The sequence below is a fragment of the Streptomyces sp. NPDC039609 genome (genome assembly GCF_055596705.1).
In genome coordinates this window covers 492,651-515,550 of sequence record NZ_JBVIUJ010000004.1, presented here as the reverse complement: position 1 = coordinate 515,550, position 22,900 = coordinate 492,651, and the positions used below count along the sequence as shown (strand labels likewise).

The 22,900-nt window shown below is 71.6% G+C and carries 21 protein-coding genes and 1 pseudogene; 13 read left to right on the top strand and 9 right to left on the bottom strand.

Annotation, left to right across the window (positions count from 1 at the left end):
- Positions 1–3: 3 nt before the first annotated feature.
- Positions 4–375 (bottom strand): YHS domain-containing protein, encoded by a 372-nt coding sequence (locus ACZ561_RS14570; RefSeq protein ID WP_470994074.1) that lies wholly within the window; start codon positions 373–375, stop codon positions 4–6.
- 390 nt (positions 376–765) lie between these two features.
- Entirely contained in the window at positions 766–912 is a 147-nt protein-coding gene (locus ACZ561_RS14565; RefSeq protein ID WP_470994071.1) for a hypothetical protein, read from the bottom strand.
- Here ACZ561_RS14565 and ACZ561_RS14560 point away from each other — a divergent pair.
- A complete protein-coding gene (locus ACZ561_RS14560; RefSeq protein ID WP_470994069.1) occupies positions 911–1,327 on the top strand; it encodes a DUF305 domain-containing protein in 417 nt (138 codons plus the stop codon). The two genes, ACZ561_RS14565 and ACZ561_RS14560, sit on opposite strands and share 2 nt — an antisense overlap.
- Before the next feature lie 50 nt (positions 1,328–1,377).
- Here the strand turns inward: ACZ561_RS14560 and ACZ561_RS14555 are convergent, their stop codons facing one another.
- The 3 genes from ACZ561_RS14555 to ACZ561_RS14545 form a co-directional block, all read right to left on the bottom strand.
- Positions 1,378–2,103, bottom strand: a complete 726-nt coding sequence (locus ACZ561_RS14555; RefSeq protein ID WP_470994066.1) for a hypothetical protein — start codon at positions 2,101–2,103, stop codon at positions 1,378–1,380.
- Positions 2,104–2,204: 101 nt separating this feature from the next.
- Complete coding sequence (locus ACZ561_RS14550) at positions 2,205–2,912, bottom strand: helix-turn-helix domain-containing protein (protein ID WP_470994064.1); 708 nt, start codon at positions 2,910–2,912, stop codon at positions 2,205–2,207.
- On the bottom strand, positions 2,909–3,811 hold the full coding sequence (locus ACZ561_RS14545; protein ID WP_470994062.1) for a universal stress protein: 903 nt from the start codon (positions 3,809–3,811) through the stop codon (positions 2,909–2,911). The genes ACZ561_RS14550 and ACZ561_RS14545 overlap by 4 nt, the downstream gene beginning before the upstream one ends.
- 371 nt (positions 3,812–4,182) lie before the next feature.
- Here ACZ561_RS14545 and ACZ561_RS14540 point away from each other — a divergent pair, with 371 nt between their 5' ends.
- Entirely contained in the window at positions 4,183–4,782 is a 600-nt protein-coding gene (locus ACZ561_RS14540) for a CBS domain-containing protein (RefSeq protein ID WP_470994060.1), read from the top strand.
- Positions 4,783–4,807: 25 nt separating this feature from the next.
- On the opposite strand, the pseudogene ACZ561_RS14535 reads toward ACZ561_RS14540, so the two are convergent.
- Positions 4,808–4,987: pseudogene (locus ACZ561_RS14535) on the bottom strand (DUF1918 domain-containing protein); the annotation flags it as partial.
- Positions 4,988–5,238: 251 nt separating this feature from the next.
- Between ACZ561_RS14535 and ACZ561_RS14530 the strand changes: the two are divergent.
- Genes ACZ561_RS14530 through ACZ561_RS14495 form a run of 8 tightly spaced genes read left to right on the top strand, consistent with a single transcriptional unit; the run spans position 5,239 to position 12,931 of the window.
- Positions 5,239–5,916 (top strand): CBS domain-containing protein, encoded by a 678-nt coding sequence (locus tag ACZ561_RS14530; protein ID WP_470994056.1) that lies wholly within the window; start codon positions 5,239–5,241, stop codon positions 5,914–5,916.
- Complete coding sequence (gene acsA / locus ACZ561_RS14525; RefSeq protein WP_470994054.1) at positions 5,913–7,715, top strand: acetate--CoA ligase; 1,803 nt, start codon at positions 5,913–5,915, stop codon at positions 7,713–7,715. The genes ACZ561_RS14530 and acsA overlap by 4 nt, the downstream gene beginning before the upstream one ends.
- Positions 7,715–8,779, top strand: coding sequence for a pyruvate dehydrogenase (acetyl-transferring) E1 component subunit alpha (gene pdhA, locus ACZ561_RS14520; protein ID WP_470994051.1), 1,065 nt, complete (start codon positions 7,715–7,717; stop codon positions 8,777–8,779). The genes acsA and pdhA overlap by 1 nt, the downstream gene beginning before the upstream one ends.
- On the top strand, positions 8,776–9,786 hold the full coding sequence (locus ACZ561_RS14515) for an alpha-ketoacid dehydrogenase subunit beta (RefSeq protein ID WP_470994048.1): 1,011 nt from the start codon (positions 8,776–8,778) through the stop codon (positions 9,784–9,786). Before pdhA ends, ACZ561_RS14515 begins: the two co-directional genes overlap by 4 nt.
- Position 9,787: 1 nt before the next feature.
- A complete protein-coding gene (locus ACZ561_RS14510) occupies positions 9,788–11,131 on the top strand; it encodes a 2-oxo acid dehydrogenase subunit E2 (RefSeq protein WP_470994046.1) in 1,344 nt (447 codons plus the stop codon).
- Positions 11,128–11,397 carry an acyl carrier protein gene (locus ACZ561_RS14505; protein WP_470994043.1) on the top strand — a complete coding sequence of 90 codons (270 nt, stop codon included), beginning with the start codon at positions 11,128–11,130 and terminating at the stop codon, positions 11,395–11,397. Before ACZ561_RS14510 ends, ACZ561_RS14505 begins: the two co-directional genes overlap by 4 nt.
- Positions 11,397–12,077: a CBS domain-containing protein gene (locus ACZ561_RS14500; RefSeq protein ID WP_470994447.1), complete on the top strand. Its 681-nt coding sequence runs from the start codon at positions 11,397–11,399 to the stop codon at positions 12,075–12,077. The genes ACZ561_RS14505 and ACZ561_RS14500 overlap by 1 nt, the downstream gene beginning before the upstream one ends.
- Entirely contained in the window at positions 12,074–12,931 is an 858-nt protein-coding gene (locus ACZ561_RS14495) for a universal stress protein (protein ID WP_361666549.1), read from the top strand. Before ACZ561_RS14500 ends, ACZ561_RS14495 begins: the two co-directional genes overlap by 4 nt.
- Before the next feature lie 10 nt (positions 12,932–12,941).
- On the opposite strand, the gene fdhF is transcribed toward ACZ561_RS14495, so the two are convergent.
- Genes fdhF through ACZ561_RS14480 form a run of 3 tightly spaced genes read right to left on the bottom strand, consistent with a single transcriptional unit; the run spans position 12,942 to position 17,637 of the window.
- Positions 12,942–15,635: a formate dehydrogenase subunit alpha gene (gene fdhF, locus ACZ561_RS14490; RefSeq protein ID WP_470994039.1), complete on the bottom strand. Its 2,694-nt coding sequence runs from the start codon at positions 15,633–15,635 to the stop codon at positions 12,942–12,944.
- Positions 15,632–17,326 carry an NADH-ubiquinone oxidoreductase-F iron-sulfur binding region domain-containing protein gene (locus tag ACZ561_RS14485; protein ID WP_470994037.1) on the bottom strand — a complete coding sequence of 565 codons (1,695 nt, stop codon included), beginning with the start codon at positions 17,324–17,326 and terminating at the stop codon, positions 15,632–15,634. The genes fdhF and ACZ561_RS14485 overlap by 4 nt, the downstream gene beginning before the upstream one ends.
- Before the next feature lie 53 nt (positions 17,327–17,379).
- Complete coding sequence (locus tag ACZ561_RS14480; RefSeq protein WP_470994445.1) at positions 17,380–17,637, bottom strand: SHOCT domain-containing protein; 258 nt, start codon at positions 17,635–17,637, stop codon at positions 17,380–17,382.
- A gap of 293 nt (positions 17,638–17,930) precedes the next feature.
- Here ACZ561_RS14480 and ACZ561_RS14475 point away from each other — a divergent pair, with 293 nt between their 5' ends.
- The 3 genes from ACZ561_RS14475 to ACZ561_RS14465 all read left to right on the top strand — a co-directional run bounded on the left by ACZ561_RS14475 (position 17,931) and on the right by ACZ561_RS14465 (position 22,889).
- Positions 17,931–19,091, top strand: a complete 1,161-nt coding sequence (locus ACZ561_RS14475) for an MFS transporter (RefSeq protein WP_470994034.1) — start codon at positions 17,931–17,933, stop codon at positions 19,089–19,091.
- 121 nt (positions 19,092–19,212) lie between these two features.
- Positions 19,213–19,950, top strand: a complete 738-nt coding sequence (locus ACZ561_RS14470) for an ABC transporter ATP-binding protein (protein WP_470994032.1) — start codon at positions 19,213–19,215, stop codon at positions 19,948–19,950.
- 2 nt (positions 19,951–19,952) lie between these two features.
- On the top strand, positions 19,953–22,889 hold the full coding sequence (locus ACZ561_RS14465) for an FtsX-like permease family protein (protein WP_470994030.1): 2,937 nt from the start codon (positions 19,953–19,955) through the stop codon (positions 22,887–22,889).
- Positions 22,890–22,900 lie beyond the last annotated feature (11 nt).

The window sequence follows — 22,900 nt, the reverse complement described above, 5'->3', positions numbered from 1 at the left end:
GTTCTACGGATATCGGCGGCTGATGGAAGGCGTGTAGCGCTCGGGAGCGGCATCGTAGGCAGTGGCGCAGTGGGTGGAGCAGAAGTGCAGTGGGCCTGCGCGGCTGTCCCGGTGTTCGGGTGTGGTCGTGGGGTCGACTTCCATGCCGCACACGGGGTCGACGGCCATCTCGCTTCTGTCCGGGCCGTCCTTTCGCCACGCGGTGTCGGTGGCGGTCTCGACTTCGGGCTGCGTCGATATGCCGCGTGCTTCGGGTAGTGGAGCCGGGCGCCAGCGGCGCAGGCGGGAGGCGTTGGCGACGACGGACAGGGAGGACAGGGCCATGGCGGCTGCGGCGATGATCGGGCTGAGGCGGATGCCCCACAGGGGGTACACCTCGGCCGGGCAGGGCCTGAGCGGCCCCCAGAAGGGGACCGTCCGGCCCCTCCCCGGCCCGTTGGCCGGGGAGACGATGAGAGGGCTCTTCCTGATGCACGGCGGGCACGAAGGGCGGGCACGACGAGGACCCATACGGGTAGCACGGCGACCACTGCGGATCCGGCCGCACCTGAGCACCCTCCCAAGGCCCAGGTGACCGTGACAGCCTCGACCGCCGCGACGAGGCCGCGTACCAGCGGCGTATGACCGCGGTGGCCCACGGACACCTGTACGGCCGCACCGCTGGAGGCACACCATAAAGCCCACCCGCACGGCCGCCCGCCGACTCGCCGCCGTCACCGCCGCGGCCACACTCACCGTCGGCCTCGCCCTCGCCGGCTGCGACGCCTACGACACCAGCACCCCGGCCAGTACCTCACCCGCCACTTCCACGGAGGTACCGGCCACCGCCGAGTCCGGCGCCCACAACGCGGACGCGGCGGACGTCGTCTTCGCCCAGCAGATGATCCCCCACCACCGCCAGGTCATCGTCATGTCCCAGATGGCCCGCAGCCACGGCACCACCAGCGATGTGAAGGCCCTCGCCGAACAGATCGAGAAGGCGCAGGAACCCGAGATCCGGACCATGACCGGCTGGCTCAAGGCATGGGGTGAGGAAGTCCCCGAAGGCATGGACGGCATGCACGACCCCGGCATGGGCGACACGAACGGCACCGTGCCCGGCAGGATGAGCGACCGGCAGATGACGGACCTCGACCGCGCCTCCGGCCGCACCTTCGACACCATGTTCCTGACCACGATGATCGAACACCACGAAGGCGCGATCGACATGGCCAAGGACGAGAAGCAGAAGGGTGCCTACGGCCCCGCCAAGGACCTCGCCGACCAGATCATCAAAACCCAGACCGCCGAGATCACCCACATGCGCGAGATGCTCCGCGCCGACTGACGGACCGACACCCGTGATCATCTCGCGCGGCGTGTTCCTCCGAGTCACGCCTATGGAGACTGCAACTCACGAATCCGGGCGCGGAAGACGCGCCAGCGTCGCTCGTTGCCGTGCACCAGCGTCGCCGACTCCACCATCAGATCCGCCGTCCGGTCCAGCAGTTCGGAAGCCGAATAGAGGTAGGAAGGGGCCGTCCGCTCGCCACGCAGGTCGGCCCGCAGCGCCTCCGGAGCAAATTCGACGCGGGCCAGCAGGTCAAGGGCGCGTCGCAGCAGCCGGGCGACCAGAGCCTGCAGGCCCGCCGACTGCCAGTCGTCGGCGATGATCCGGTGCCGCTCCCCGAGCAGGTCCGCCAGCGCGGGATAGGCAGCCAAGCCCCCGGCCATCTCCCACGCTTGCTCCATCGCCCCGGCCAGCCAGACGCCCGTCTGCTCAAGGTCGTCCGCGAGCAGCCCGACCTCACGCTTGAGCCTCTGCAGTTCGGGCGGCTCACCCTCCCCTTCCATGAAGAGAATCCCCGACTCCGCGGCGAGCCCGGGGGGATTCAGGTCCTCCGTGCCGACGAACGCGATCGCCGACGCCTGCTCACCGACGCCGATCACGCTCCACCGATCGGCCAGCGCCTTCAGCGCCCGAGACCGCGCCTGCAGCTCGACGGCCTGCCGCAACGGCGCCTGAGAGTAGTACTCCTCATGCTCGCGATGGAACCGCGCGAGATTGTCGATCAACTGCAACAGCGACTCAGGGGGCTTGAGCTGCACCTCGTCCTCGGCCATGTCGGCAGTGTGCACCAGGTCCCACGGGTAAGGGCGTACGGGCACGCCACCCCAGCGCTGCGAGCCGGCCCGGCACTCAGAGACCACTTACGGAGCGGCTTTCAGTCAGCAGACCCGGACGGCGTGCCAGGAGTGCCCGGCACCCGGATACGGCGGCCGGTCACCCGGCGCGGTGAGAGCGTCACCAGGGTGTCGCGCCCATTCCCGGGCCACGGCTCCGGGTGGCCGGCGTCCTTGATCCTCTCTGCCGAGGTCTCGTCCGACATGGTGCGTACCGGACCGACGACGAGCACGCTCCAGCCCTGGCTGAAGGCTTCGTCCATGCGGTCCTCCTCGAAGGCGACCTCCGCGCCGGACGCCGAGGCGCGCGCGAGGGACGAGTCCGGTGCGGTCATGAAGACGATGGCCCCGTCGACGACCTGGTAGTTCACGGGGACCACCATCAGCCCGTCCCGCCCTTCGACGGCGACCCGGCCGACTCCGTGGCCGTCGAGCAGCTCCCAGCATTCGGCTTCGCCGATCTCCTCCATGCGTGCCCGGTAGCCGGCGCGGGCACCTCCTGGCGCGAGGTCCGCCGTGTATCCGGTGAGGTCCTGGACAGTGGTCTCCAGAGCGTTCGCGAGCCGGACCAGGAACTCGATCCCCGGGGTGGGCACCTGCTCCTCCACGTAGGAAATGTATCCGGGCGTGGAGCCTGCCCGTTCCGCCACTTCCTCCAAGGACAGGCCGAGTCGGGTGCGCCTGGCTGCGACACGGCGTCCGAGGTCGCTTGTGGGGTGCGAGGCATGCGGGTCACGGGCCGTGTTCATGACCGGCCTCCTTCGGCGGTATCCGGATTTCGCCGAGGAACGACGGCGACCGGACACGAGGCATGGTGCAGGGCGCGGTGGGCGACCCTGCCGAGCTCGAGACCGACGAGCCCGTCCCGGCGTCGTGCCCCGACGACCAGCAGGTCGGCGGCGGCGGAGCGCTCGGTCAGCACTCTGTGGGCAGGGCCCTCGAACGCGGTCCTGCGCAGGAGCACCCGGGGATGCTCGGACGCTGCGGCCTCAAGGGCCTTGTCGAGCACTTCGGCGGACCGCTCCGCGAGGTGGGCTCCCCCGTCGCCGGTCAGCAGCAGATGGTCGACCGGTTCATGGGCCGGCCGTCGCCACGTGCGGACGACGTCGAGTTCCGCGTCCCGGACCGCCGCCTCACGGAAGGCGAACCGTACGGCCGGCGAGTCCACGTCGTGGTCCCCGACGCCGAGCAGGATCCGCCCGTGGCGTGCCTCCAGGGCATGCCGGTCCCCGCGGACGACGACGACCGGGCAGTGAGCCCGGGCGGCCACGATGAGGCTGACGGATCCGAGCAGAAGGTCGGCGAACTCGCCGCGCCCGCGGGACCCTACGACGAGGAGCGTGCCCTCCCGCCCCTCTCTGAGCAGCGCGGTGGACGCGTCCTCGGCGAGGACGCCCGTGCTGAGGTCGAGGTCGGGTGCGCGGAGCCGGGCGCGTTCGGCCGCGGCGCCCACGATGTTCTCGGCGAGGATCTGGCCTGAGGGGCGGTCCGTGGTCCAGGCCGGTACGACTCCTTCGTACCGTTCCCACATCGAGGCATGGACGATCCGCAGGGGAAGCGTGTGCCGTACCGCTTCGTCGACGGCCCAGTCCAAGGCCGTGAGGCTGGCGTCGGACCCGTCGACTCCTACCACCAGGGGCGATTCCATCGTGCCCACCGCCTTTCCAGGTCGTGAAATGGCTTGTTGCCACGCTCGCACCGGGCTGGAGGAGCAGAGTAGGGCCGGTCGGTCCCGGTCGCCGCCCGCCCGGACCACGCCGTGGAGACGACGCGGAGACAGGGCGGGAGGAGGGGCCCATCCGCTTCTCGCGGATCCTGATCGCGCGGTGCGCGGCTCGAAGCCGCTTCCCCGCGTCCCTGGGGCGGGCCCCTCCTCACTTTCAGGAAAGCACCAGTCGACGGTCCGTACCAGGGCTGCCCGGGTCCCGACGTGCCCCTTTCGGCCCTTGTCGTCCGCCGCCCGGCGGCGAGACCTTCGCAGCAACAGAACTCGGGGCGCAGACGTACCGGAGGCCGGTCATGAAGCACCCACGTACCGTCGACGACGTGATGACCCATGCAGTGGTCTCCGCCAGGCTCGACGCACCGGTCAAGGAGATCGTCCAGTCCATGCGGCGCTGGGGTGTGAGCGCGGTTCCCGTGCTGTCGGCCGAGGGGCGGGTGGTCGGTGTGGTGTCCGAGGCGGACGTGCTCGGCAAGGTTCCGGGAGAGGACCGCGAAGGCGCGGGTTCGGTGACGGCGGGCAGCTTGATGTCGGCGCCGGCCGTCACCGTGCCGCGCGGTGCCACGATCGCGGGGGCGGCGCGGCTGATGGGGCGTGGGCGTCTCAAGCGGCTTCCCGTGGTGGACGAGGACGGCCGCCCGGTCGGTGTCGTCAGCCGGGGCGACCTGCTCATGGTCTACCTGCGCTCCGACGCCGAACTCGCCGAGGACGTGAGGCACGAACTCCTCACGCACCTGATCCCCGAAGGCGACGCCGCACTCACCGTCCGGGTCAGGGACGGCGCGGTGACGCTCGCCGGACGCCTGCCACAGTCTGTACCTGCGGATCTGGCCCTGCGGCTGACCCGGACGGTGCCCGGCGTGGTGGACGCGGCGGCGGAGTTCACGACCCGGTAGCGGCCTTCGTGTCATGCGGCGGAAAGTGCTGGACTCGCGCGTCCGGGCCCGGGAACACCAGAGTGACCCGGCCCGTCTCCGACCATCGGACGTCGAAGGGCGGAGTGCCGTCCTCATGGTGCAGCCCGACGATCTCACCGTCACGCCCCTCGTCCCCGACCGTTGAACCGCCCACGATCAGCCGGTCGCCGACGCGAGCCCACAACCCGGCGTGGGGCATCTCCTGGCCTTGCCGTGTTCCAGTCGCAGCCATGGTCCTCGCCTCCCGGCCCGAGCGACCGGCCACGGCCCTCCCGAGACCGGCGGCGCTCTGCCCTTCCACCATGCGTTCCGATCGGCCGCTCGTCATAGGGCCGACCGTCCCGGAAGGGGACCATTCGGCACTGCCCGAGGGCCGGCTCCGCGCGGCAGGGTGAGACCTGCCGGGGCGGGCGCGCCCCGGGAAGGAGGACCGTCATGCAGCACCGCACGGTTTTCGAGGTGATGACCCACGACGTTGTCACCGCCGCCCCCCAGACCCCGTTCAAGCAGATCGCCCGGCTCTTCGCCGAACACGATGTCTCGGCGGTCCCGGTCGTCGACCCCGACCGACGCCTGCTTGGCGTGGTCTCGGAGGCCGACCTGCTGCGGGCCACCGCCGAGCTCCCCGACCTGGAGGGCCGTTGGGCAGGCGTCCGGCTGCTGTCCCAGGAGCACGGGCTGCCCGACGCGGAGACGGCCGCCCAGCTGATGACCTCGCCGGCCGTCACGGCACAGCCGAGCTGGAATCTCGTCGAGACGGCCCGGACGATGCACCGCAAGGGAGTGAAGCGGCTTCCCGTCGCCGACGAGACTGGTCGGCTCGTCGGGATCATCAGTCGCAGCGACCTGCTGCGGCCCTTCCTGCGCGGTGACACCGCGATCCGTGACGAGATCGAGCACGACGTCCTGGCCGACACCCTGCGCCTCGCTCCGGACACGATCCGTGTGACCGTCGACGACGGAGTCGTCAGGCTGACGGGCCGGGTCGACGAGCGGGCCGACATCCCCGTGATCGTGCGGCTCTGCCGCTCGGTCGACGGAGTCGTCGCCCTGCACGAATCGATCGAATACTCCTACGACAACCTCGCGCTCGACGCGGAGCCACCGCGATGAACGCCCTGTGGGTGGCACCTGTCATGCCCGACTACGACAGCGCCCGGGCCACGTTCTCCTGGCGACGCGAGCGGTCCCGGCTCGCCGGGCTGCCGGACGGTGGCATCAACATCGGGTACGAGACGGTCGACCGACACCTGCACGAGGGCCACGGCGAACGCGTCGCGCTGCGCTGCATCGCCCGCGACGGATCGATGCAGACGGTAACTTTCACCCGGCTCGCGGCCGAGAGCTCCCGCTTCGCGCACGTGCTGGAGATGCTGGGCACGGAACGCGGCGAGCGGGTGTTCACCCTGCTCGGCCGCCGGTTCGAGCTGTACAGCACCGTCCTCGGAACGCTGCGCGCCGGACGGGTCCTGTGCCCCCTGTTCACCGCCTTCGGACCCGAACCCGTCGCGCTGCGCATGGAGCTGGGCAACGCCCGGGCCCTGGTCACGACCCGTGAGCTGTACGAGCGCAGGGTCGCTCCGGTGCGGTCCCGGCTTCCGCACCTGCGGCACGTCCTGCTCCTCGACCCCGGGGCCGACCCGCCCCCGGACACCCTCTCCTTCCCCGCTCTCACGTCCGCCGCGCCGGACGAGTACACCGTGGGACCGACCGATCCGGCAGAGCCGGCCCTGCTGCACTTCACCAGCGGCACGACGGGCACCCCCAAGGGCGCGGTACACGTGCACGAGGCGGTCCTCGCCCATCACGTCACCGCCGCCTACGCCCTGGACCTGCACGAGGGCGACGTCTTCTGGTGCACCGCCGACCCCGGCTGGGTCACCGGCATGTCGTACGGCACCATCGCCCCGCTCACCCACGGCGTGACGACCGTCGTCGACGAAGGGGACTTCGCCCCCGCTCGCTGGTACGGGATCCTCGCCGACCAGCACGTCACCGTCTGGTACACGGCCCCCACCGCGCTCCGCATGCTCATGCGGGCCGCACCGCGCAGCGGCGACCCGACGCCCGCAGCGCGCCACGACCTCTCGTCGCTCCGGTTCGTCGCGAGTGTCGGCGAGCCACTCAATCCCGAGGCCGTGCACTGGGGCCGGGAAGCGCTCGGGCTTCCGGTCCACGACACCTGGTGGCAGACCGAGACCGGTGCCATCATGATCGCCAACTTCGCGGCCGATCCCGTGCGGCCCGGTTCGATGGGCCGACCGCTTCCGGGTGTCGAGGCCGCCGTAGTGGCGTGCGGCGAGGACGGCCGGGCCGCGATCGCCGACGGGCACGTCCAGATCCTCCACGAACCGGGTGCCCAGGGCGAGCTCGCCCTGCGGGCGGGCTGGCCGTCGATGTTCCGCGGCTACCTCCACGAGCCGCGCCGTTACGAGGCGTGCTTCGCGGACGGGTGGTACCTGACCGGCGACCTGGTCAGCCGCGATGCCGACGGCTGGTACTGGTTCGTGGGCCGCGCCGACGACGTCATCAAGTCCGCGGGGCACCTCATCGGGCCGTTCGAGGTGGAGAGCGCGCTCATGGAGCATCCGGCCGTGGCCGAGGCCGGTGTCATCGGACGCCCTGACCCGCTGGCCGGCGCGATCGTCAAGGCGTTCGTGCTTCCGCGCCCCGAGTATCCGCCCGACACCGAACTACGGCGAGACGTGCTGGCGTTCGCACGTCGGCGCCTCGGCCCGGCCGTCGCCCCCCGGGAGATCGAGTTCGTCGAGAGTCTGCCCCACACCCGCAGCGGAAAGGTGATGCGCCGCCTGCTGCGGGCCCGCGAACTGGGCCTGCCCGAGGGCGATGTGTCGACGCTGGAGACACCCGAACCGGCCGAGACGACCGGGCACTCCGGGAAGGAGCCGTGATGGCCACCGCACACGGCGGCACGTCCGCCGGGACATCGCAGACGAAGCGCCCCCGTCGCGCTCGGGGAGCCGCGACGCCCGCGCGCACCCCTGCGGCGACCCACGACCTGGGCCTGCTGCGGCAGATGCTGCTCATCCGGCGGTTCGAGGAGCGGTGCGTCGAGCTGTACAGCGCGGCGGCGATCCGGGGCTTCGTCCACCTCTACATCGGCGAGGAGGCGGTGGCGGTCGGCGTCCACCAGGCGCTCGACGAGGCGGACGCGGTCGTCTCCACGTACCGCGAACACGGCCACGCGCTGGCCCGTGGGGTGCCGCCCGAGGCCGTGATGGCGGAGATGTACGGGAAGACCACCGGGTGCAGCCACGGGCGCGGCGGCTCCATGCATCTCTTCGACGCCGGCCGCCGCTTCTACGGTGGCAACGCGATCGTGGGCGGCGGACTGCCGCTCGCCGCGGGCCTGGCGCTCGCCGACCGGATGCGCGGCGAGTCCCGCGTGACCTGCTGCTTCTTCGGTGACGGAGCCTTCGCCGAGGGCGAGTTCCACGAGACCGCCAACCTGGCGGCGCTCTGGGGACTGCCCGTGCTCTTCGTCTGCGAGAACAACCTGTACGCGATGGGGACGGCCCTAGCCCGCGAGCACGCCCAGACGGACCTCGCGATGCGGGCGGCGTCGTACGGCATGGCGGCCTGGGCCGTCGATGGCATGGACGTACACGCCGTGGAGAAGGCGGCGCGCGGCGCGGTCGAGTCCATCCGCGCCGGCAGCGGACCGCACTTCCTGGAGATGCGGACGTACCGGTTCCGCGCGCACTCGATGTACGACCCGGACCGGTACCGACCGAAGGACGAGATCGAGGAGTGGAAGCGGCACGACCCCGTCACGGGCCTTGCCGATGGCATGCGTGCGGCCGGTCTCCTCGATACAGACGCCCAAGAGGCCCTGGACCACGAGGTCATGGAGGAGATCGACCGAGCCGTCCGGACGGCCGAACAGGCCCCCGAAGAACCGGCCGAAGACCTGTTGCTCCATGTCACCGGCCGACGCGAGGAGGTTCCGTCATGAGCACGCGTACGCGACCGCGGGCGCATCCCGACGACGGCACCACCACATACAGGGAGGCCCTGCGGGAGGGCCTGCGCGAGGCGCTGGCCTCAGACGACCGGGTCTTCCTGATGGGCGAGGACGTGGGCCGCTACGGCGGCTGCTTCGGGGTGAGTCTCGGTCTCCTGGAGGAGTTCGGCCCGGACCGTGTCCGGGACACACCTCTGTCGGAGTCCGCGTTCGTCGGGGCCGGGATCGGCGCCGCACTGGCCGGGATGAGGCCGGTCGTGGAGATCATGACGGTCAACTTCAGCCTGCTGGCACTCGACCAGATCCTCAACAACGCCGCCACCCTGCGGCACATGTCCGGCGGGCAGCTCGGTGTGCCGCTGGTGATCCGCATGACGACGGGCGCGGGACGGCAGTTGGCCGCCCAGCACTCCCACAGCCTCGAAGGCTGGTACGCCCACATCCCTGGCCTCCGTGTCCTGGCACCCGCCACGGTCGACGACGCCCGCCACGTGCTGTCCGCCGCGCTGGCCGACCCCGACCCGGTACTGCTCTTCGAGCACGGCAGCCTCTACAACGCGGCCGGAACGCTCGACCCGGCGGTCCAGCAGGTCGACCTGGACCGCGCGGCTGTCCGCCGCGAAGGCACCGACGTGACAGTGGTCGCGTACAGCGGTTGCGTGCCCAAGGCCCTCGAAGCCGCGCAGGAACTGGCGGGCGCGGGGATAAGCGCCGAGGTCGTCGACCTGCGTACGCTGCGGCCCCTCGACGACGCCACGATCATCGGCTCGGTCCGGCGCACCCACCGGGCCGTCGTGGTCGACGAAGGCTGGCGCAGCGGCAGTCTGTCCGCCGAGATCGAGTCGCGCATCTACGAGCAGGCGTTCTTCGAACTCGACGCACCCGTCGAACGGGTGTGCAGCGCGGAGGTCCCGATCCCCTACGCCCGTCGGCTCGAAGAGGCGGCACTCCCCCAGCCGACCGGAATCGTGGCGGCGGCGCGCCGGGTGGTGAGCTGACATGGCCGAGTTCACGATGCCGTCGCTCGGCGCCGACATGGACGAGGGCACGCTCTCCGAGTGGCTGGTGCACCCTGGTGACCAGGTGACGCGGGGCGACGTCATCGCAGTGGTCGAGACCGACAAGTCCGCGATCGAGGTGGAGTGCTTCCAGAGCGGTACGGTCGACGCCCTCCTCGTCGACGAGGGCACCACCGTGCCGGTAGGCACCCCGCTGGCACGCATAGGCACGAATACTGAAAGCCGCCCGACCGAAAGCCCGCCCGCCGAAGTCTTGCCCACCGAAACCCCGCCGCCGTCGACGCCCCTGGTCCGCCGACTCGCCCAGGACCGGCACGTCGACCTCGCCGCCGTCCATGGCTCGGGCCCGGGAGGCAGGATCACACGTGCGGACGTGGAGCACGCGGAACCGGAACCAGCATCAGCACCAACACCAACACCAACACCAACACGCGACAAAACCTCGCCGGCGACACGGTCGGCGAAGCCGGTGCGCGGCGACGACTCGACCAGGGGGCGTCGCGCTCCGCTGCGAGTGAAGTCCTCACCGCTCGCACGGCGGCTGGCCACGGAACTCAGCGTCGACCTCGCCGAGGTGACCGGCACGGGTCGGGGTGGCACCGTCCGTGCGGAGGACGTCCGTTCCGCCGCAACCGCCGAGGGCACACCGCGCCCGGCCGTCCCGGAAACGGCTCGGACGGCCACCGCCCGGCTCATGAGCCGATCCAAGCGGGAGATCCCGCACTTCTACCTCTCCACGACGGTGGACATGGCAGCGGCCCTGGAGTGGATGCACGCCCGCAACCGCGAACTGCGCCTGTCTGCCCGCCTGGTGCCCGCAGCACTCACGTTCAAGGCCGTCTCGCTGGCGGCACGGAAGGTACCCGAGCTCAACGGGCACTGGATCGACGACCGCTTCGTTCCGGCGGACGAGGTACGGCTGGGCGTCGCGGTCTCCCTGCGGGGCGGCGGCCTCGTCGCACCCGCCCTCGCCCACGCCGACACACTCTCCGTGGCCGAGGTCATGGCCGCGCTCAAGGACCTGGTGGCACGGGCACGGGGCGGCCGCCTCCGAGCGTCCGAGACCGCCGACCCCAGTATCACCGTCACGAACCTCGGCGACCAGGGCGTCGAGGCCGTGTTCGGTGTCGTCTACCCGCCGCAGGTCGCGCTCGTCGGCCTCGGCCGGATCGTCGAGCGGCCGGTCGCCGTGGATGGGCTGTTGGGAGTACGTCCCGTGCTGACGGCGACGCTGTCCGCCGATCACCGCGCGGCCGACGGAGCCACCGGCGCGCGTCTCCTGACCGCCCTGGACCGACTCCTGCAACAACCGGAGGAGCTGTGAACCACGACCAGGCAAGGACGTTCGTCCGGCAGGCGCTCCAGCGCGTCGTCCCCGGTGCCGACTTCACCGGGCTCGATCCTGAGGCGTCCCTGCGGGACACGTTCGAGATGGATTCGCTGGACTTCCTCGAATTCGTCGAGGCCCTCGCCGAACTCAGCGGGACGGAACTCACCGAGGACGACTATCCGGCCCTCCACACCTGGGACGGCTGCGCCGCTCGCCTGATGGGCGAGGCCAGTGCATCCGCAAAGGGAAGGAGCGAATGATGCGTCACCGAAGGATCGGCCGACTGATGACCCGTGAGGTGGTGAGCGTCCGCGGCGACGCCCCGTTCAAGGAGATCGCCCGCACACTCTCGCAACGCCAAGTGACTGCTGTTCCCGTGGTGGACGGCGAGGGCCGGGTGGTCGGGGTGGTGTCGGAAGGGGATCTGCTGCGCAAGACCGCTGACCAAGCCGCCGCACCGGGTGACCTGCCGGCCGTTCCGGCCCTGGAGGCGTGGGAGCGGGCGAAGGCCGAGGGGACGCGGGCCGAGGAGCTGATGACCGCACCCGCCGTGTGCGCCCGGCCCGACTGGACCGTGACGGAGGCAGCCCGGCTGATGGAGGTTCAGGGGGTCAAGCGGCTCGTCGTCGTCGACGACGAGGACCGCTTGGTGGGCATCGTGAGCCGCCGCGACCTCTTGGGCATCTTCCTCCGCGAGGACGAGGACATCCGCCGGGAGATCGTCGAGGACGTGCTCGGTGACACGCTGCGTCTCGAACCGACCTCCCTCGCCGTCGAAGTGCACGACGGGCGGGTGGAGCTCGGCGGGAGGCTGCCCTTCCGGGGCATGGCATCGGCGATCGAGCGCATGTGCGCGACCGTGGACGGCGTGGTCTCGGTCTCCTGCACCCGTCTCACGTACGACGTCGATGACACCGATCGAGGAGGTGAACGATCATGACGCGGAGCATCGTGGTCGGCCTGGACGGCACGGCGCAGGCCGAGGCAGCTGCGGAGTGGGCGGCCGAGGAGGCGCTGCTGCGCGGCACAGACGTGCATCTGGTGTATGCGAAGGAACCGGTACCGGGGTCCGCTCTGTCTCTCGTGGAGTGGGAGTCCGAGGAGCCGTGGGTCAGGGAGATGATGGCCCGCACCGCCGGTGAACTGCGCGAGCGCCATCGCGGCCTGTCCGTGACCTCCCAGGTGCTGCCCTCCAGCCCCGTTCCGGGTCTCGTCGCCGCGGCCGAGGAGGGTGAGCTGCTGGTCCTCGGCTCCCGGGCGCTCGGCAGCGTGGCCGGCTACCTCATCGGCTCAGTGGGCCTGACGGTCGCCGGTGCCGTCGAGCGACCCGTCGTACTGGTGAGGGCCGCCGGCGCGGCGAGCACTCCACGGGGCCCCGTCGTGGTCGGGGCCGACGTGCGGCAGCCCGTGGACTCCGTGCTGGGCTTCGCCTTCGAGGAAGCCGCGCGACGGCACACCCAGGTCCTCGTCGTGTACGTCCAGCAGCTCCCGCTGCACGCGGGAATGGGGCCCGCAATGGTCCCGGATTTCAGGCTTTCCATGGTGCCGGAGATCAAGCGTTCGGTGGAGGTGATGCTGGAACCCTGGCGGGCGAAGTATCCCGACGTCGAGGCGGTCGCCCGCGTGGCGGTCGGATCGGCCGGACTCGAACTGGTGGCGGTCGCCCGGGAAGCCTCCCTCATGGTGGTGGGGCGGCGTACCCGCCGTTCGAAGCTCGGCGCGCACATCGGCAGCGTGGCCCACGCCGTCCTGCATCACAGCCCGGTGCCCGTGGCCCTCGTTCCCCACGACTGATCGGTGCCGATCAGTCGTCAGACGCAGCCGGACGCAGCCGTACCGCCGTGACCTTGTACTCCGGACATGAGGTCACGGTGTCGGCGTGCTCCGAGGTGAGGGAGTTGACGCCGCTGGCCGGGAAGTGGAACGCGCAGAAGACCTGCCCAGGAGCGAGTTCCGTCCCAACGCGGGCGACGAGTCGCGCCTGTCCATGGCGGCTCTCGACACTGACCGGGGTGCCGTCCCGGACACCGAACCGGGCGGCGTCCTCCGGGTTGAGGTCCAGGCGGTCGGACGCGTCGAGAAGAAGGTTGCCGCCGCGCCGGGTCATGCTCCCGGAGTTGTAGTGGGCCCATCGGCGCCCCGTGACGAGCACCAGCGGATAGTCCTGGTCCGGTTCCTCGCCGGGCGGCAGGTAGGGGGCCGCCGACAGGTGGGCGCGCCCGTCGGGCGTGGCGAACTCGTCGGCGTACAAAGTGCGTTCGCCCGGCCGGTCCGGCGCGGGGCAGGGCCAGGGAACTGCACCCTCCTGGTCGATCCGCTCATGTGAGAGACCGGCGAAGAGGGGTGTCACACGTCCGCACTCCGCGAGAGCCGCCGCTGGGGTGGGGCAGTGCAGGTCGGCACCGAGGGCTTCGGCTACGGCATGCACGACCTCGAAGTCGGAGCGTGCCGTGCCGGGCGGAGCCACCGCTGGTCGTACGCGCTGGAAGCGGCGGTCGAAGTTGACGAAGGTCCCGTCCTTCTCCAGCCAGGAGGCCACGGGCAGGACGACATCGGCGCGGTGGGCGGTATCGCCGAGGAAGAGCTCGTTGACCACGACGAGCGGGCAGGCGTCGAGGGCCTCCGCGACCCGCCGGCTGTCGGGATCGGTCGCGCACACGTCCTCTCCGATGATCCACAGCGCCCGCAGCCGTCCCTCCCGAGCGGCCGCGAACATCTCGGGGATGCGCATGCCGGCCCGCTCGGGTACCGCCCGGCCCCACACCGCCTCGGCGCGAGCGCGGGCCTCCGGGTCGGTGACACGGCCGTAGCCCGGAAGCAGGTCGGGCAAGGCGCCCATGTCGGAGGCGCCCTGGACGTTGTTCTGGCCGCGCAGGGGGCTGATGCCGAACCCGCGGCCGGTTGCGCCGACGGCGCCGCGCAGGATGGGGAGGTTCGCCAGGGTCCGTACGCCGTCGGTGCCGTGCAGGTGCTCGGTGACGCCGAGTCCGTACAGGACGGCCGGCCGCTCCGCGCGGCCGTAGAGCCGGGCAGCCTTCCTGATGTCGTCGGCAGGGACACCGGTGATCTCGGCTACCCGCTCGGGCGGGTAGTCGGCCAGCAGGTCGGAGAGTTCGTCCAGTCCGGTCGCGCGATCGCGGAGGAAGCCCGAATCGGTCATGCCTTCGTCGACGAGGACGTGCGCGAGGCCGTGGAAGAGGGCGACGTTCGTACCGGGGCGCGGACGCAGGTGCACGTCGGCATGGCGCGCGAGGCCCACGGCACGGGGGTCGGCCACGATCAGGGAGGCCCCTGCGAGCGCCCGCTGGAGGAGGCGGGCACCGACGACGGGGTGGGCTTCGACGGGATTGGCGCCGACGACCAGGAGGCAGTCGGCGGTCTCGACGTCGTCGAAGGGGTCGGTGCCGCCGGCGCGTCCGAAGGAGGCGGTGAGTCCTGCGGCTGACGGGGCGTGGCAGAGGCGGGAGCAGTTGTCGACGTTGTTGGTGCCGATGACGGTCCGCAGGAACTTCTGGACGAGGTAGTTCTCCTCGTTGGTGGCACGGGCGGAGGAGATCGCGGCAACCGAGTCGGGTCCGCCGTCGAGGACGGCCGCGCGCAGGCCGTCGGCGATCCGGGTCACCGCCTCGTCCCAGGTCGCCGGTCGCAGTTCGCCGTTCTCCCGGATCAGGGGCTCGGTGAGACGTTCGGCGGAGCTGAGGTATCCGTACGCGAAACGCCCCTTGACGCAGGCGTGGCCCCGGTTGACCGGCCCGTCCCGGGCGGGAAGCACGGCGGCGACACGGTCCTCACGGACGACGACGTCGAGGGCGCAGCCGACGCCGCAGTAGCCGCAGGTGGTGCGTACGCGGTCGGCGGGGGCCTGTCGCGAGGTGAGGCCCTCACCGGGTCCGGGCTGGGTGATCGCCCCGGTGGGGCACGTGTCGACGCAGCCTCCGCAGGACACGCAGTCGGAGTCGGCCCAGGGGCCGCCGGTTCCCGGGGCGACGACCGTGTCGGCCCCGCGGCCGGTGAGGGTGAGCGCGAAGGTTCCCTGGACGTCGGAGCACATCCGGACGCAGCGCCCGCACGCGATGCACAGGTCCCGGTCGAGATGGACGTACGGGTGACTCTCGTCCCGCCCGCGCGTGGGATCACCGGCTGCCGTGTCCGCCGGGATCCCCAAGGTCCGGCACGTCTCGGCCAGTTCACTGTGCGCGCTGTCGGCGAGCGCGTGCGGTGGGAGCGCCGAGGCGATCAGGGCGACCGCCTCCCGGCGCAGGTTCCGTACGCCCTCGTCGGCGGTGTCCACGGTGAGGCCCGACGTCGCGGGCGTGACGCATGCGGCGACCGTCCGCCCGTCGGCGCGGACCAGGCAGGTCCGGCAGGAGCCGACCGGCCGGAGACGGTCGTCGTGGCAGAGGGTGGGCAGTTGGGATCCGGCGGCACGTACCGCGTCGAGCAGTGAGGACCCGGCGGGCAGTTCGACCGCCACGCCGTCGACCTGGAGCCGGGTCATCGGTCCCACCCTTCCAGGGCCGGCCCGTAGGCGCGGGCCAGGCTGCGGACGGCAGCGGGAACGCGGCGGCCGAAGGCGCAGAGACTGGCCTCGCTCATCAGCCGCGCCAGTCGTTCGTAGGTCTCCCCCGGCCCGCGCCGGCCCTGCGCGAGTTCGAGCCCTCGCCGGGTGCCGACCCGGCAGGGCGAGCAGGCTCCGCAGCTCTCGTCGGCGGCGAACTCCCAGACGTGCCGAAGGAGTTCGTTTGGATCGGTGTCGGCGTCGAAGGCGACCATGCCGGCGTGACCGAGCGTGGCGCCGTGCTCGGCGAGCGCTGCCGTGGTGAGCGGGACGTCGAGTGTGTGCCCGGCGAGGAAGCCGCCGAGGGGCCCGCCGATCTGGAGGGCGACGAGCTCGTGGCCGTCCTTGAGGCCGCCCCCGAACCCGGTGACGATCTCGCCCACAGGAGTGCCGAGCTCGACCTCGTAGGCCCCGGGCCGGGCGAAGCGCTCGGACAGGCAGACCAGTTTGGTGCCGGTCTCGTCCGGTACGCCACGTCGTGCGTAGGACGCTCCGCCGTGGGCGACGATCCAGGGCACGGCCGCCAGGGTCTCCACGTTGTTGACCACCGTCGGCGCGTCCCAGAGGCCGTGGTCCGTGGGGTACGGGGGCCGAGGGCGCGCACAGCCGCGAGCGCCTTCCAGGCGGGCGATGAGGGCGGTCTCCTCGCCGGCGACATAGGAACCGGCTCCTTCGACGATCTCGACGAACGGCTGCGGACCGGCCCCCTCGACCGAGGGGGCCAGGTCCCCCGCCTCCATCGCGCGCTCCACCGCCCGGCGCAACCGGGCCATGGCTTTCGGATATTCGGAGCGCACGAGGACGGTCCCGCGTCGGGCGCCGCAGGCGAAGCAGGCCAGGGCGAGTCCCGTGAGGACGCGCTCGGGGTCCTCCTCCATGAGCAGCCGGTCGGCGTACGAGCCCGGGTCGCCCTCGTCCCCGTTGGCGACGACGACCGTGTCCGGCTTTCCCGCCGCTGCGGCCCACTTGTCGGCCACCGGGAATCCGGCGCCGCCTCGCCCCCGCAGTCCCGAGGCTACGATCTCCTCCTGTACGTCCTCGGGCCGCAGCCCGGCCACCACCCCGCGCCAGACGTCCCAGGCGGGCTGCCCTCCCACGATCCCGGCGAGCAGGACGGGCGCCCCGGTGGTGTCGGCCGCGGGGATGCCCGGCGCGCGTGGTTCCGTCCGCCCGCCGAGTTGGTCGGCAAGGTCCGGGCCCATACGGGGCAGGGTGCCGTCGAGGGCGGCAGGGCCCGCGTAGCAGTAGCCGAGGCAGTGCACGGTCTGCAGCGAGGTCGAACCCGCCTCGTCGACCGTGCCTGCCACCACTCCCAGAGCGCGTTCGACCTCTGCCAGATGCTCACCACCCCGCGCGGCGAAGCACGCCGTCGCGGTGCACACCCGCACATGCCGCTCGCCGCGCGGGGCGGCGAGATCGGCGAAGAAGGTGGCGGGGCCGAGCCCTGCGACGGCCGGCAGTCCGACTGCCTCTGCGACTCGGGGCGCCCATGCCTCGGGCCCTTCCGCAGTACCCGACCTGGCGCGCTCCAGCGCGGCCGGCAACAGCCCCCCGCGGTGTCCGTGCCGTTCGGTCAGCTCACGGAGCGCGTCGGGGCGTGGGCCCGGCTCCTCGGGCATCCGACCGGTCATGCTCCCAGGGTGACCGGCCGCGCCCCCGCCCGCATCCCGGCCGGTCACGGGCTTCACGGTTTCGCGTTGCGCAGGGCGGCCAGGCGCCGACGGTACTCCTTCTCGTCGATCTCACCGCGCGCCAGTCGCTCGCCCAGGATCTGCTCGGCCGAGGTGGCGGGGCCGAAACCCCGAGGCCGTTCCGCGGCGCGGTCCAGTGTGCGGAAGAGCATCACCGCGATGGTGATGAGAAGGCCCCAGAACAGCACCATCCCGGCCGACATGGCGAACCAGCCCCATCCGTTCATGCCGTCGCCGTACCAGAACATCATCGCCACTCACACTCCCGGCGGCCTGGCCCGCAGGAGAGGGACTCCCCTGCCTCCGGCCCGTCCGCCACTCCCACCGTGCCCGCCAGAACGCCCCCGCACAGGGCCGACCGGCCCCTGACCGGGGGCCGGACGGTCACGGAAGGGGAACGAGTAGCCCCTGGAGCCGGGGGCCCGGCGGCCGGAGAGTGGGGAACAGCACGGCTCACGCCGTCCACGCGGATCACTGCCGGGAGGCCACCATGGTCCGGAACACGGGGAGCCGGCCGGTCGCGGATACGCCGCAACCGTGGCACATGCTGCTCCTTGCCACCATCGGGTTCACGCTTTGCTTCTGGGCGTGGGCGCTGCTGGCCCCCCTCGGCCCACGGCTGCGGGACGACCTCGACCTCAGCTCCTTCGAGCAGTCGCTGGTGGTCGCCGTTCCGGTCGTGGTCGGCGCGCTCGGCCGGATTCCGGCGGGGGCGCTGACGGACCGCTGGGGGGCACGGCGAGTCTTCCCCCTCGTCGCGGCCCTGACGATCCTCCCCGTGTTGTACCTGGGTCACCTGGCCGACTCGTTGGCCGAGGTGCTCGCGGGCGGCTTCCTCCTCGGGCTGGGGGGAACGGCCTTCGCCGTCGGTGTGCCGTTCGTCAATGCCTGGTACCCACCCGCACGGCGGGGCGTCGCCCTCGGGATCTTCGGTATCGGCACCGGGGGCACGGCCCTGTCGGCGTTCACCACCGTCCAGCTCGCCGACGCCGTCGGTCGTGCCTTCCCCTTCGATCTCGTGGCCGTCGGCCTCGCGGTGTACGCCGGAGTGGCCTGGTTCCTGCTGCGCGACAGGCCGGGGCGGGCGACGGCTGCCGGGTCGCTGTTCTCGCGCACCGCCCTGGCCGTGCGTACGCCGGCCACCTGGCAGCTGGCGTTCCTGTACGCCGTCTCCTTCGGCGGGTTCGTCGCGTTCAGCGTCTACCTTCCGACCTATCTCACCCGGGCCTACGAGCTCGGCCGCTCCGACGCGGCGCTGAGGACCGCGGGATTCGTCGTGCTCGCAGTGGCGATGCGGCCCGTGGGCGGCTGGCTGTCGGACCGTACCCATCCCGTACCCGTACTGACGGTCTCGTACGGGCTCGTTTCGGTGTGCGCCCTGGTCGCGGCGTTCGAGGCGGAACTGGTCCCCGTGGGAACGGCGGCCTTCTTCGGCATGGCCGCCGGCCTGGGTGCCGGGTCCGGGGCGGTCTTCGCGCTGGTCGCACGTCTGGTTCCGGCCGAGCGGGTCGGCTCGGTGACGGGTGTGGTCGGGGCGGCGGGCGGTCTCGGAGGCTTCTTCCCACCCCTCGTGATGGGCGCGGTCGACAGCGTCGCGCACGACTACACGTGGGGGTTCGTCCTCCTCGCCGTCACCGCGACGGGCGCGGGAGTCCTGGCAGCCACCGCCGTCCGGCGACGCGCCGGAGCGACCACGGATGCCTGACCGCGGCGGCGAAGCCGCCCGAGCGGGCCTGGCGGTGACCCGACGATTGGGCCCTTCGGCCCCTCTTCTGGGCCTGGATGGCCGTAGCCTCCCGTTCCTTCCGGGGGTTGGTATGAAAAGCATGAACACCGACCAGGCGCTCCTTGTCGCCACCGGGGTACGCAAGATCTACCGAACGGGCTCCGTGGAGGTCACGGCCCTGATCGACCTGGATCTCCTCGTGCGCCACGGGGAGATGGTGGGGGTCATGGGACCGTCCGGTTCCGGAAAGACCACGCTGTTGAACTGTCTGTCGGGGCTCGACGACATCGACGGAGGTCGGGTGGAGGTCGACGGCCACGACCTGTTCGCCATGTCGGACGCGGCGCGCACGGAGCACCGGGCCCACACCATGGGTTTCGTCTTCCAGGCGTTCAACCTCATACCGGTCTTCTCCGCGGTGGAGAACGTCGAACTGCCCCTGCTGCTCGTGGGCACCCGGCCGCGTGAAGCGCGTGGCAGGGCGCTGGACATGCTCGACCGGGTGGGCCTCGGCCACCGGGTCGAGCACCGGCCGAGCGAGATGTCCGGCGGTGAACAGCAGCGGGTGACCATCGCCCGCGCCCTGGCCGGACGGCCCGCCATCGTCTGGGCGGACGAACCCACCGGCAACCTCGACAGCGCGATGGCCGACCAGATCATGGACCTGCTGTGCGAGCTCAACGAGGACGAGGGCCAGACGATCGTCCTGGTCACCCATGACAGCGCCATCGGCGCCCGCGTCCCCCGACTGATCCGGATGCGCGACGGGCAACTGGTCGACGACGTCCGCCAGACCGTCACCGCCCCGGCCGCGATCCGCGACATCCCCATGGGCTGACCATGTACCCGAACCTCCTCATCCCGCTGCTCGCCGCCCTCGCGCTGGCCCTCATGGCGTTGGTGCTGGTCGCCGTCCGGCAGCCGGTGTCACGGCGGCTGGCCTTTCGGCAGGTCGCCCGACGGCGCACCGAGGCAGCGCTGGTGATCGGCGGATCGATGCTCGGAACGGCCATCGTCATCGGAGCGCTGGTCGTAGGCGACACACTGAACTTCTCCGTACGACAGGAGGCGTACCGAACCCTGGGGCCGGTGGACGAGCGCGTCGTCGCACCCCCCGGGCCGACCGGGCGCGCCGTCACCGAGCGGCTGGCCGCCCTGGCGGGCGATCCCGACGTCGACGGAGTCCTGAACGCCCAGGCCACCCAGGCATCGGCCGTCAGCACCGCCGACGACCGCACGGCCGCCGAACCGCGCGTCCTGGCCTGGCAGATGGACTTCGACGAGGCGTCGCGCTTCGGCGCACCCGGTGGCGACTCCGGTCTCGGCGGACCGAACCCGAAGCCCGGCCAGGTCGTCGTCAACGAGCCGCTGGCCCGGTCCCTGAGCGTGGGAGCCGGTGATCCCGTCACGGTGTATCTGTTCGGGACACCGCAGACGTACAGGGTCGAGCGCGTGGTGCCGGAGCAGGGTCTGGCCGGTGTGGGCCTGGGCGGCAGGTTGAACCGCGACGTGTTCCTGCCACCGGAGGCCCTGGACTCCGCCGCCCGGCGCGCCGGCGTGGAGCCGCGCTCGGTCACCTTCGTGTCCAATCGAGGCGGCGTCGAAAGCGGCGAAGCCCTGACCGACCGGGTGACCGCCGACATCCGGCAGGCTCTGGGTCCGCTCGCCGGCCAGACGGCGATCGAGACGCCGAAGCACACGGTCCTGCGGGACGCCAAGCAGGCCGGGGACTCCCTCGGAGCCCTGTTCCTCATGATCGGCAGTTTCAGCATCATCGCGGGCGCCCTGCTGCTGGTGAACATCTTCGTGATGCTCGGCGAGGAGCGGAAGTCCCAGATGGGCATGGTGCGGGCCGTGGGGATGAAGCGCTCGCGGCTGGTCGGGTCCTTCACCCTCGAAGGGGCGACGTACGCGTTGCTGTCCGCGTTGCCGGGCGTGGCCATCGGGGTCGCCGTCGGCTGGGGCGTCGCCGTGGTGGCGGCGCAGATCTTCCAGGGCTGGTCGGTCGGCGGCAGCAGCATCCGCATCGCGTTCGCCGTCACCCCCACCAGCATCCTCAACGGCCTGGCCTTGGGCCTGCTCATCGCCTTCGCCGCGATCGTCGCGACCAGCGTGCGCATCAGCAGGTTCAACATCATCGCCGCGATCCGCGACCTCCCCGCCACGCCCGGACAAGGGCCACGCCGCCGACTGCTCGCGGTCTCCACCACCCTGGCTGTCCTGTGCGCGCTCGTGGCCGTCCCGGCCGTGGCGCGCAGCCAGCCCGACGCGACGTACCTCATGCCGGCGCTCGCGCTCGCCTTCGCGACTCCGGCACTGCTGCGCGTCCTCCCCCGTCACACGGTCACCACTCTGGTCGCGGGAGTCGTTCTCGCCTGGACGCTCCTGGCACCCGTCATACGCCCCCGGATCTTCGACACGCCCTCCATGTCCGTGTACGTCATCCAGGGCGCCCTGGCCGCGTTCTCCGCGGTGGTGCTCGTCAGTGACAACCAGAAGACGCTGCTTCGGCCCGTACGGCGACTCCTCCAGCGCCCGACGGAAGGCGGCCTCGCGGCGCGCCTCGCGGTCGCGTACCCCTTGGCCAAGCGATTCAGGACCGGCGCGACGCTGGTGATGTACACCCTGATCGTCTTCGTCCTCGTACTCCTGACGGAGATCTCGGGCACTCTGCGCGCCGGAGTCGACGGAGTCGTCGCCGACGCCACCGCCGGATACTCCCTGCGGCTGGACTACAACCCCCAGGTCGCCGGCGACCGCCTCGTCTCCGATCTGCGGGGCGGCCCGTCGGCCGCCGGGATCGCCGCCGTGACACCGCTCCTCAACGCCACGGGGCGGGCCACCGATCCGGGACGTCGCAGCCCTCAACCGCTGGACACCGCCGTCGTCGGCGTGCCGGACGGGGCAATCACCGGCATCACGTTCCGGGAGCGGCTGCCCGGCCTGGCCGACGACGCCACGGTATGGCGTGCTCTCGCCTCCGACCCCCGCTACGTCGTGCTCGACGGCTTCTTCGGCAGCACCGGCGGACCGGCCGGCGACTACTACGACCCCGGCGACACCCTCAACCTGACGGATCCCCGGACGGGCCGCAGCGAGCAGAAGGTCATCGCCGGTGTGCTCAGCAACGGGTTGGTCTTCTACCCGGGCACCGGCGCCAGTTCGACCACGTACCCCGTGGTGTTGAGCGAGCAGGCGGCGCGCGAGCTCTTCGGCGCCCAGGCACAGAACGCCTCCGCGCTGGTGAGAACCAGCCCCGGAACCTCTCCCGACGCCCTGGCGACCCAACTACAGGGCGAGCAGCTCTCGTCCAGCCTGGTCGCCACGCCCATCGAGTCGGACATCCGCCAACAGTTCGACTCCAGCACCGCCTTCTTCCGCCTCATGCAGGGCTTCCTCGCCCTGGGCCTCGGCGTGGGCATCACCGGCCTCGGAGTCGTCATGGTCCGAGCCGTACGTGAACGCCGCCGCACCATAGGCATCCTGCGGGCCCTCGGCTTCCGTGCGCGGACCGTCCAACGATCCTTCCTGCTGGAGAGCACCTTCATCGCCGTGGAAGGAATAGTGCTCGGCTCACTGCTGGGCGTGCTCACCACCTGGCTGATGTACAGCAACAGCGCCGCATTCGAGGGCCTCGAAGGAGGCTTCCCGGTCGAATGGACGAGTATCGGCGGCCTGGCGGCAGCCACCTTCGCCGCGTCGCTCCTGGCCACGATCGGGCCGGCCCGGCGCGCGGCCGCCATCAGACCGGCGCTCGCGGTCCGCGTCACCGAATGACGAGCAGCCCA